Origin of the sequence: Coleofasciculaceae cyanobacterium, assembly GCA_036703275.1 — a bacterium.
In the GTDB taxonomy this organism is placed as follows: domain Bacteria; phylum Cyanobacteriota; class Cyanobacteriia; order Cyanobacteriales; family Xenococcaceae; genus Waterburya.
Window position 1 is genome coordinate 1 of record DATNPK010000002.1, and the last position, 10,194, is coordinate 10,194.

General features: G+C 38.1%; 13 protein-coding genes and 2 pseudogenes. 9 read left to right on the forward strand and 6 right to left on the reverse strand.

Features of this window, described 5'->3' with window-relative positions:
- Positions 1-506: 506 nt before the first annotated feature.
- The 5 genes and pseudogenes from V6C71_00025 to V6C71_00045 all read left to right on the forward strand — a co-directional run bounded on the left by V6C71_00025 (position 507) and on the right by V6C71_00045 (position 4,053).
- Entirely contained in the window at positions 507-743 is a 237-nt protein-coding gene (locus V6C71_00025; protein HEY9766880.1) for a helix-turn-helix transcriptional regulator, read from the forward strand.
- Positions 744-840: 97 nt separating this feature from the next.
- A protein-coding gene (locus tag V6C71_00030; GenBank protein ID HEY9766881.1) for an IS1 family transposase occupies positions 841-1,571 on the forward strand; the annotation gives its coding sequence in 2 pieces (ribosomal slippage) (positions 841-1,177 and positions 1,177-1,571; 732 coding nt in all).
- A gap of 236 nt (positions 1,572-1,807) precedes the next feature.
- Positions 1,808-2,257, forward strand: a complete 450-nt coding sequence (locus V6C71_00035) for a hypothetical protein (protein HEY9766882.1) — start codon at positions 1,808-1,810, stop codon at positions 2,255-2,257.
- A 39-nt stretch (positions 2,258-2,296) separates the two neighbouring features.
- Positions 2,297-3,359, forward strand: a pseudogene (locus V6C71_00040) (IS630 family transposase).
- A 316-nt stretch (positions 3,360-3,675) separates the two neighbouring features.
- Positions 3,676-4,053, forward strand: a complete 378-nt coding sequence (locus tag V6C71_00045) for a hypothetical protein (GenBank protein ID HEY9766883.1) — start codon at positions 3,676-3,678, stop codon at positions 4,051-4,053.
- A 160-nt stretch (positions 4,054-4,213) separates the two neighbouring features.
- Here the strand turns inward: V6C71_00045 and V6C71_00050 are convergent, their stop codons facing one another.
- Together V6C71_00050 and V6C71_00055 are read right to left on the reverse strand one after the other, a co-directional pair.
- Entirely contained in the window at positions 4,214-4,477 is a 264-nt protein-coding gene (locus V6C71_00050; GenBank protein HEY9766884.1) for a hypothetical protein, read from the reverse strand.
- Between the two features lie 293 nt (positions 4,478-4,770).
- Positions 4,771-5,070, reverse strand: a complete 300-nt coding sequence (locus V6C71_00055) for a chloride channel protein (GenBank protein HEY9766885.1) — start codon at positions 5,068-5,070, stop codon at positions 4,771-4,773.
- A 68-nt stretch (positions 5,071-5,138) separates the two neighbouring features.
- Here V6C71_00055 and V6C71_00060 point away from each other — a divergent pair, with 68 nt between their 5' ends.
- From V6C71_00060 to V6C71_00070, 3 genes are all read left to right on the forward strand, one after another.
- Complete coding sequence (locus tag V6C71_00060; GenBank protein ID HEY9766886.1) at positions 5,139-5,435, forward strand: hypothetical protein; 297 nt, start codon at positions 5,139-5,141, stop codon at positions 5,433-5,435.
- Between the two features lie 182 nt (positions 5,436-5,617).
- Positions 5,618-5,917: a hypothetical protein gene (locus tag V6C71_00065; protein HEY9766887.1), complete on the forward strand. Its 300-nt coding sequence runs from the start codon at positions 5,618-5,620 to the stop codon at positions 5,915-5,917.
- 71 nt (positions 5,918-5,988) lie between these two features.
- Positions 5,989-6,906, forward strand: coding sequence for a hypothetical protein (locus V6C71_00070; protein ID HEY9766888.1), 918 nt, complete (start codon positions 5,989-5,991; stop codon positions 6,904-6,906).
- On the opposite strand, the gene V6C71_00075 is transcribed toward V6C71_00070, so the two are convergent.
- Positions 6,887-7,285: a hypothetical protein gene (locus V6C71_00075; protein ID HEY9766889.1), complete on the reverse strand. Its 399-nt coding sequence runs from the start codon at positions 7,283-7,285 to the stop codon at positions 6,887-6,889. The genes V6C71_00070 and V6C71_00075 overlap by 20 nt on opposite strands.
- Before the next feature lie 22 nt (positions 7,286-7,307).
- On the opposite strand from V6C71_00075, the gene V6C71_00080 reads away from it, so the two are divergent.
- The gene (locus V6C71_00080; protein ID HEY9766890.1) at positions 7,308-7,535 is read left to right on the forward strand and encodes a hypothetical protein; all 228 of its coding nucleotides are present in this window, start codon (positions 7,308-7,310) and stop codon (positions 7,533-7,535) included.
- Between the two features lie 321 nt (positions 7,536-7,856).
- Here V6C71_00080 and V6C71_00085 read toward each other — a convergent pair whose 3' ends face one another.
- The 3 genes and pseudogenes from V6C71_00085 to V6C71_00095 all read right to left on the reverse strand — a co-directional run bounded on the left by V6C71_00085 (position 7,857) and on the right by V6C71_00095 (position 10,194).
- Complete coding sequence (locus V6C71_00085) at positions 7,857-8,267, reverse strand: hypothetical protein (protein HEY9766891.1); 411 nt, start codon at positions 8,265-8,267, stop codon at positions 7,857-7,859.
- Positions 8,264-9,052 (reverse strand): ParA family protein, encoded by a 789-nt coding sequence (locus tag V6C71_00090; GenBank protein HEY9766892.1) that lies wholly within the window; start codon positions 9,050-9,052, stop codon positions 8,264-8,266. The genes V6C71_00085 and V6C71_00090 overlap by 4 nt, the downstream gene beginning before the upstream one ends.
- 660 nt (positions 9,053-9,712) lie before the next feature.
- Positions 9,713-10,194 (reverse strand): annotated as a pseudogene (locus V6C71_00095) (DDE-type integrase/transposase/recombinase).

Here is a 10,194-nt window from a genome sequence, read left to right on the forward strand (position 1 = left end):
GAACTGAAATTGCTTTTCGTAATTCGGCTAAGGTCTCTTCTTCTTCTGGATTTAGTTGAATACGCAGTGGTGCTGGCATGCTTATTTCATTTTTTCTCCTTATCTATCTTATATTTAATTACACCCATCTACTTAGAACAAGTTTGTTCTATTACTGGCTTGGTAGTTGTAGCTAGTGCCCTAGCATACACCTTCGGATATGTCATGATATTAAGTACCTTGATTTGAATGTTGAGGTTTAGGAGAGTAGTTGCCGAGCAAAGCTATACTGCTCTCCTTTTGCGTCGATAACTATGAAACCTTATTTGTTTTGCTGTAAAGAAAAATAGTTGTGTTTCACTCTTACTAATATATTAGTCTAATCAAATGGACTTTTCAATAATAGAGTCATTTGATTGTTGTATGTATTATCAAATAAACATTAAGATAGTTTATTAATCTATTAGACCATTTGATTGTGTTAAACTATACTTATCAATCTAATGGTCTAATGGAGGTGGTTAATTTTGTTAAAGACTATTTCTATGGATATGAGAGGGTTGAGAAAAAAAGCAGGAATATCACCTGAAGAAGCTGCTTTCAAACTGAGAGTAGCGGTTTCAACAATCAGAAATTGGGAAAGTGGCAAAACAGAACCTTCTTTGGGAGTGAGTAGAATTTCTGAACTACTTGCTCTCTATCAATGTAGTTTTGAGGAGCTAGAAGAGGGTGTTAGAAGTTCAAAACTTAAATCGGATAGTTAGAGAAGCTAAATTACCTCATACAACTTATAGGCGTTGCTGGATTGAGGTATGATTATTTAACTTGCGATCGCTAATTCTTCAATAAAATTACAGAAAAATGGATTGTCCTGAGTGTAAATCAACTAAGATTCAAAAAAATGGCAAAAAAAGAGGCAAGCAGAACTACCTTTGCGTTCAATGCGGTCGTCAATTCATTACAGAATACAATCAATATCAAGGCTACAGCGACGAATTCAAAAACGAATGTCTAAAACTTTATGTTAATGGCATGGGCTTTAGAGCCATAGAAAGAGTGAAAGGAGTTCACAACACGACAGTAATGGCTTGGGTAAAAGAGGTAAGTGAATTACTCCCAAATGCTTACGATCCAGAAACAACGCCACAAGTAGGGGAACTAGATGAATTAGAAACCTTTGTTAGTTCAAAAAAAACTAGATTTGGCTCTGGACAGCAGTAGACCATTTCAAACCAGGCATCTTAGCTTGGGTTTTAGGAGACCACAGTGTTGAAACCTTCAATCCTTTATGGAATGTAGTAGCAGCATGGCAATGTTATTTTTACGTCACGGACGGCTGGAAAGTCTATCCTCAATTTATTCCTGATGGCGACCAAATTATCTGTAAAACATATATGACCAGAATTGAAGGGGAAAATACTAGACTCAGACATTACCTTGCCCGATTACATCGAAAAACTCTGTGCTACTCAAAGTCTCTAGAAATGCTCGGATACTCGATTAGGTTACTAGTTCATTATCTTAAATTCTCCGATATTCCAGTACCTTATAGACAGAAATATTGTCATTCAAAGCGATCGCATTTCCCCTAGATCATACCTTTATCCAGCAACGCCAACTTATATTTTGCTTGTATTCCTGTAATTAATACTTAATTACGTACAAATGCAAAAACGATCGCTAGCCCTAAAAACAATTGCGATCGCCTTTGTACCAAATATCCCCGTAAAGGAATAATCAATTATGTACATTTTAAATGGTGTGGTGAAAAACTGCACCCTTCGTTGGACACAGACATTCAAAAACCGCTCAAAAGGGGAGGTGCAAGATGAGCATTTTAAGCACCTCGCCAGTAAACACTAGGCATTTCGACATGGAGATCGCGGCTGCATTGGGAAGCTTTGAAGCAGCAGGAATACTTCAGCAGTTACACTACTGGACACAAAAAGAAGGAATTGGCGTAATCATAGACCAGGCAAAATACATCTATAACACTTTCGAGCAGTGGGTAAAAAACCAATTTACTTTCCTGTTAGTATGGAAATTTAGAAAAGCAATGAGTTTATTACGTTCGCTCTCGATAGTCAAAGTTATTAGGTACAGATCGAAGGAGTGGAATCAGACAAATTATTACAATTTAAATTACGGTAAATTAAGGGAGTGGGCAGAGGCTCAAAGCATTGAAATCTCAGAGATGTGTAATAGCACAGCTCAATTGGTGAAAAGTCAAACTCTTGAGATGAAAGATAGTAAAGTCTCATTAAGTAGATGGGTGTAATTAAATATAAGATAGATAAGGAGAAAAAATGAAATAAGCATGCCAGCACCACTGCGTATTCAACTAAATCCAGAAGAAGAAGAGACCTTAGCCGAATTACGAAAAGCAATTTCAGTTCCATATCGGACTCGCGATCGCGCACATATGCTCAAATTAAATGCTCAGGGTAAAAACGTGCCAGAAATTGCCAGAATATTTAATTGTCACGAACACACAGTTAGAGCAACAATTAGACGTTGGGAAGCTAGAGGGTTAGTAGGATTATGGGAAGAACCTGGAAGAGGAACAAAAGCTAAGTGGAAAAGTGAAGATCTTGAATACATCGAAAATTGCTTAAATCAGGAGCAACGAACTTATAACAGCACTCAACTGGCCCGAAAACTAAAACAGGAAAGAGCGGTAAATTTAAGTAGCGATCGCCTAAGAAGAATCTTAAAAAAAAAGATATTGCTGGAAAAGAACCAGACAGAGCAACAGAAAAAAACAAAATCAACATTTCAAAGCAATTAAAAAAGCTGACTTAGACATGCTAAAAATTGCAGTTAAGGAAGGATACATCGACTTGAAATATCTAGATGAGGCAGGGTTTTGTCTATGGAGTCCAGTTAGCTACAGTTACAGCTTAATTGGAGAGCAGAAGTGTCTGGAACAAAGTCAGAAACGATATGGTTCAAGAATCAGTATTTTGGGTCTATGGCAAGAAGGAAAAAGTTTTGAATATGGTCTAGCTCAAGGTGGTTTCAAGAGTCAAAGCTATATCAAAGTAATGAACTCGATTGCCCAAAAAGCTGCTTCTTTATTTGAGAAAACAGGAAAATTGACTGTTGTTGTTCAAGATAACAGTCCGATACATAAAAGTCACGAAGTTCGTGCTTGTTGGCGCAATTGGTCAGAGCAAGGGTTATTATTATTTTTTCTTCCTGCTTATTGTCCAGAATTGAATGAAATTGAAACGCAGTGGCATCAACTCAAAACTCATGAAATTGCGGGGCGTATCTTTGACAATGAATACGATCTGGCTATGACAATTATTCAAGCAATGAATCGAAGAAGTAAACAAGGCGATTACCACTTGAAGCGTTTTATATTTAATTCTGCCTAGCTACTTATATAGAGACAAAGAATACACCAAAAAAGAAAAAATAAAGCAAAAGAGCGATCACCTTATCAACAAATTAAACACGCTTGCTGCTGCATCGCCTAAAACAGCTCTAGAAGGAAGCAGGAGGCAAAAAAGTAATAATCCTCATTCAGCAGAGTTAATTGCTTCTTCTCGCCAGAAAAACGTTAAATCAGAACAGAATGAGCAAAACATAAGTGGAGAAACAAATATCGCTAGACTTGACTATATAGTCAACAGTAATTGGAAAGAATTAATACCGCTATTGGATAGTACAGGGATACCAATAAACAAAACAGTGACCAATCTGTTAAAGCTATATCCATCTGAGAAAGTAAATGCGGCGATTACCATAGTTAAGGTGAGAAAGCGAGAGCAATATATACCAAACCTTTCAGGGTATTTTGTATCAGCGTTGAAGGGAGACTGGGCGGATAAAACATTAGTCAGCGCTCGAGAATCGTCCGAATCGGATAGGCAAGTAGATAGCGCTACAGTGTTTAGGCATTGGTATGACTTGGCTAGGGAACTGGGCTATTGTTCAGGTCAGGAAGTGCGAGATGCTGAGCAATGGATTTGTTTATCAGGAACTTGGGAGAAATGGGAAAATGCGCTACAAAGAGGTTACAGCCTTGGTTATTTGAAGCAGATAATGAAGCGAAATAAGGGTCAATAAGCTAGTCAGGACTATGAGTTATTGAGCCACTGATCAAGGTCATCAAGAGTCTGAAAATCAAGCAAATCATCAGTCAGAGAGTCTAACTGACTTGGCTCTAAAGACTTAATCTGCTCGGCGATTGCGTCAGGAAGAGTGCCGAATTTACGATTTAATTGTCTTAAAATAGTACTGCTTTGACCTTTGGTAATACTTTTACGTTCCCAACTAGTAGTAAAGTAATTTCCATGATTTGCTCTTGTTGTTCTAGTTTTATTGTACTTAATTGAGACTGAAAATTTGCTTCCTCTTTTGGATTGAGGTTGAGATAAGTATCGACAAAACCTGAAATAAGCTGCATTCTAGCAGGGTCGAGTTGGAGAGTAACCATGAGACGGAGACACTCAGCTTTAACTTGAGGGCGATCGCTTTTATCAATCTTCATCTTACTCATCAAAGCAGCAGCAACAGGATTCTTCAGCAGAAGAAAGTCGCGCCAATTGAGACGATTAAGCTGAACAATCTCATAATCGAAATTTAAAACTTGTTTGTCAGGAAAATCAAGGACAAAATTACTCTTGTCGATTTCCTCTTGGTAATTGCAGCTGTTTAAAATTAGATAACCAGAGAGTTATTCTGTCTGTCTCAACTTTTGGCGACAGAATCCGATTTTATGCTGTACTTTTGCTAGCATTGTAAATCTGCCAATGAAGCTTTCAAGAAGCATCTACACTAGAGTTAATCTATTTGCTCAAGTTTTTTGAGCTGTGAAGCAATGAAAGGAAGCTTTGGTGCTAAAAAGAAACCTGTCAAACTAGCAAATAAGATTGGTGTCAGAGGACTAAAACCCGTTAGCTTTGAGAGTAGGATAGTTGTACTAATAGGAGTTCGGGTGACAGTTGCATTGAGGGCAGCCATAATACAGATAATGGCAAAAGCAGAATTTACTCCAGTAGAAATATCGGCTAGTGCCTCATCTATACAAGCTCCCGTAAAAAATAAAGGAATAATAATTCCACCCCTCCAACCTCCAGTCACAGTAATCGTGATCGCTTACATCTGGTACGGTCAATTTAGAAATTGCTTTACTCAATATTCTCCAGGTAATAGTATATCGCCTCAATCCCTTTATCGCCTGGATTGCTCGCCATCTATTACGCTTTTCCATTCCTTTAATCTCGCCACCCAACTTAGTCGTGGGACGAGAAATAGTACTAGAATTAGTTCAAGAACGAGCTAATGTAGATAATTTACGCGAGCAAGTTTTAGAACTATTATCAAACAACCAAAAACGTCACCAAATGTTGGATGATTATTATCATATGCGTTCGTTGTTGGCAAAAGTCGGAGTATGCGATCGCGCGGCTAGAGAAATCTTAAATTTTCTGACGGTAAAAGAATAAAGTTTTTTTTAAGGGAACGCGATCAAACCTGCCAAATTGGCCACATTAGCTAGGGCTTAAAATTTATATTAGGTCTATCAGCATCGAACGAGTGCGAGTGAGCATTGGTCAATCTGCACGCGCTCGAAGAGACCTTGATCGAGTGACAATCAATTTGTTGAAGTATAGGAGAATTTAGTTTTATGAATCATCCTTTTGAACTAGAGCTTAGCGATCTAGAAACCATAGATCTAGACTTTGAAGAACAGCTAACCAATGAAGAAACTGCACGAATTGGGGGCGGCAAACATAGCGATATAGTTTGTATCTCCGCACCATGTCCGGGAAGTGAAGGAGGAGACGATCCTGGCAAACCTTGGCCTACAAGACCCCGACCTAGCAAAAAACATGGGCCTAAAAGTCCCCGACCCGGCAAACATAAGCCTCCTGAGTTCACTACCCTAGCTATTGGGGAAGAAGGAGGAGACTATAACGAATTTTAACCAAAGCCCTATTTGAAGCCGGTTAATATTTTTTCGACCGATGATTGTGCTTGGGTCGAGTTTGATTCATCATGGTTAATTCCACGAACATTTTGATTTTGGGTAATGCTTCAGATGCTCATGCCGCGCATATAGAGCAGGCTCTCACCCAAGCAGGAGCAACAGTAGATTATTGGAATACTCGTTTGTTTCCCACTCAGTTACGGATTTCTTGGCGACCCGATACTCTGGCAGGCGAACTAATGCTACCCAAGGGTCGTCAATTGAATTTTCAAAACATTAAGAGTGTTTTTTGGCGAAATTTTTCCAGCGTTTCCGTTCCCTCATTAAAAGATTCGCACCAACAACAGGTAGCATTTAACGATTCGATGAGCGCGTTGCGATCGCTAATGCAGGCTTGTCCAGCTCGCTGGATCAATTCTTGGCAAGCATATCAGTTTCATAAAGAGAAACCGCTGCAGCTTTGTAAAGTCAAACAAATAGGAGTGGAGATTCCAGCTACCTTAATTGGTAACAGTCCAGAGCGCATAACCGAGTTTGCCAAAATTTACGACCGAGTCATTTTTAAGCCAGTCTATGGTGGCGCGCATACTCAATTTCTTACTAAGGAGCTTTTAGAACCTCAAAGATTGAGTCGAGTTCTAAGCATTTCTCCCGTAACTATACAAGAGTATATTCCAGGCACTAATATTCGCAGTTACGTTATTGATGGCTCGGTCTATACTGCTGAAATTCGCAGCCCTGCTTTGGACTTTCGCGAAGATAGAGAAGCTGAGTTATTACCAGTCAAGTTACCACCTTTAGTGCAACAGCAATGTCTGACAATTGCCAAGGCATTAATGTTAGAGTGGACGGCTATCGATTGGCGCAGAAAGCCAACAGGAGAATATATATTTTTAGAAGCAAATCCCAGTCCGATGTTTATTCATTTCGAGCGTCAGACTGGTTTTGCTATTACCGAACGACTAGTCAATCTTTTGATGCGCTAAAACAACGAGGGATGATGTTATTAACATCGCCATAATAATCGAGAATTTCGTGAGTCCGCAGCACCATCGACTCCATTAGAACTGCCATGTTTTTCTTCACTACCAACTGTTCCTCTGACAGCACGTAGGGCACTTCTGCTAGAAGAAACTCTGTCAGGTGATCGTGCGCTCCTTCTTCGTTGATACGAGCGTGTAGCAAAATGGGTCGGTCGAATTCAGGAGGTAAATCTAAAACTCGACATTGCCGTTGAAATAACTCGTAAAACTGCTTATCGTCTTCCTCAAACAGAATGAGTGCGGCTTTAAAACTTAGAGGATGCTGTCGCGCAAATACTCCTAAATTGGAACAGACTGCAAAAGTCATGGGTAGTGGCTGCATCTGTTTTATTTGCTCCTTTTTAATGTTTCCCAATTTGACTTTTGAATTGAACTCTTCCGAACCTGGATGTGATTGGCAACAATTCTGTTCTTGGGAAAACGGTAAGTTAATCCAGAAAAACACTGATCCCTTTTACCAACAATCTCCTCTCCAATGTCCTGAGTGCCATGAAGATTACTACCCTGCAATCAACCTCCAAGGCAACATTACTTTTTCTGAATGTTACAAATGTAGTTGGTCTGAATATTAACCAACTTCAAATTTTTCGTGATCGCTATAATCTCAATTCCCAATCCAAAAATTTTAATTACTCGTTTTGAACAACCTTACAACTCCCATCAACATTGTCTTACCACTTGCCAATATCGACGAGACTCTTGACTAGAAAATTGCTCCTGGACGCATTATCGACGACCATTTGTACGTAAAATAAGCATTTACAGCTTTAGATTTATATAAACAAATAATTATACAAATCTAGGATTAGTTATTTAACACAATTTGTAAATAACTAATCCTGTAGTTCAATAACTGTTGATAACAATAAAGCTCTTAACAATTAATTCGATGATCATTCAGAGCTATAGATATTAGCGGTCATAGTTTTAATTCTTCTTTTAGTAGAAGATAATTTTCGTTTTGCTAACCTATTAGCTGCATCTTCGACAATTGAATGATGCTCACTAGAAGTTAACGCATAATGTACAGCCGCTTCGATAAAAGTGTCCCAACTGACTTGTTTGTGATGAAATAAATATTCATCCAACTGATTGCGAAGATTCACTTCAAAGGCTATGGATTTAGGTTTGGCAGTAGTCACCAAATCCAAATCATTACTTTCTTGTTGAACTGCTGCTATGTTTGCTTGAGTGCCTGAAGCTAAAGACGGACGTTGAGGAGGATTAAATCCATCTTCAGACCGAGGTGGAACTTTTTTATTTGTCTTCTTTTTATTTAACTGAGCGTAAATATCCTCGGTCATACTAAATGCCCTAACTCCTCTAATTGTTCAGCTAATACATCAAAGGGATAAGAAAGTTCCCCAAAATCAATATCTTCTAAAGTTATATTTCGATTTATAGCTTTCTCTGGTTGAACTGATTCTACCCAAGGGGGTAAAAGTTGCTCTGGATCGATCCTTGAAGATATCTGTTCTAATGCTTTTTTACCTTCTAAAGATCGATTTAGACCGAACAGGCGATCTCGAAAAGGTAATACTGCTAATAGTTTGGTGTTGATAATTTTAGAATTATTTAAAGTGGCGATCGCATTTAAAGTTCGCTCGAGACAGATAACACCCTTACTCTTAGTCTCTACAGGAACACAAACATAGTCGGAAGCTCCTATTCCAGTTTGGCAAAGTTGACTTTTCTGGGGAGGAGTATCAATTAGACAGTAATCAAATTTAAATTCATCTTTTACTAAATCTAGCTGATTACGTAATTTGACTATTCCAAACCCACTAGAGGCTAGATAATCGTTAGCTATTTCTAGACCTTCATCACTAGGAATAATAAACAAATTATTTACCATTTCGACTGGATAAATACAATCCGCAACGCAATTAAAATTCCCCTGAATAAATTCCAAACAGCTAGGCTCATCTGGATCCAAACTTACTCTTAAGTAAGTAGATAAGTTGTGCTGAGGGTCGAGATCGACAACTAAAACTTTATGTCCTTTAGAGGCTAATTTTTTGCCCAGAAAATAAATTAAAGTCGTTTTTCCTTGTCCTCCACTGAGACTGGTCGAAGTTATGGTTAGCATAATTCTTTAATTCATTTGTAAATTCCAGTAAATACTAACTTAACTATTTACATTGTCAAGAATTAGTTCTGATATTCAAACATAATTTAATATTTTAGTTTAAATATTAAATTATACTAACTTTGATTTATGTAATTCTTTATTTATGTAAATCAAAGTCTCAATAGCCTTTCTCATAAGTATTTTTGATTTTAGTCATCCAACGGAATAAGCATCTTGGCTTTCTCTCCCCCGCACACTCTCGACTCAGAATAGAGAAAACATCAATGCCCACGAATAAGCTTTCTCGATCTCTTTCAGGACTTTTGTGTATGACAATCTCGACTTACAGGGGAGCATCCCACTTTTGCATTGAGTAAAAATGCTTAGATTATTATGCTGTTAAAAGAAAAAATTTTATTTAATCAAAGATGACACTAGAAGAGCAAGTTAAAAGTAACGTTGTTAAAGACGGTTAAAGGTTTTTTAGCAGAGCGCAATCCTGATGTCTTTACATTACAAGACATAATTGACCATCTCTATTCCAAAAAACAACAATCAAACTGGTCGAAAAATCGAGTAACTAAAATACGTCAAGCGATCGCTAATGTGTTGGGAAGAAATAGTGGTTGTGTCGCAAAAACTGAGATAGGGCAGCAAAAATCTAGAAGAAGAAAAGATTTAGGCAGCTACTCCGAAGATTTGATTAATAAAACAGATCTGTCCTATGACATCTCGTTTTTCTACATTCACAATCTGTCCCTTGCCGATTATATTCATCGCTTCATATCCTTTGATAGTTCTTCGGGCTGAATTAAAAAAACCAAAACTCATTCCAGGATTAATCAAATGTTTTACTCCACGATGATCCTGCTCAACCATATTATTCAAGTACTTGACCTGTCTGAGTTCGGTATCTTCAGGTAAAATGCTAGACTTCTTGAGCAGCTCAATTGCTGGCGGATAAGAAGGATTCTTATCGACATTGATGGCGAGACAGGCGGAACTTGCTTCCGCATCTGTAATCGCCATGTTGATTACTCTTGGTTCTTGAATATGAGTCCGTTTAAGTACTTTGAGTCAAAAGCGTTTAGCCGCATTGGTATCTCGTTTTGCCGTCAAGAGAAAGTCCAAGGTCTTACCTTCACTGTCAACGGCACGAT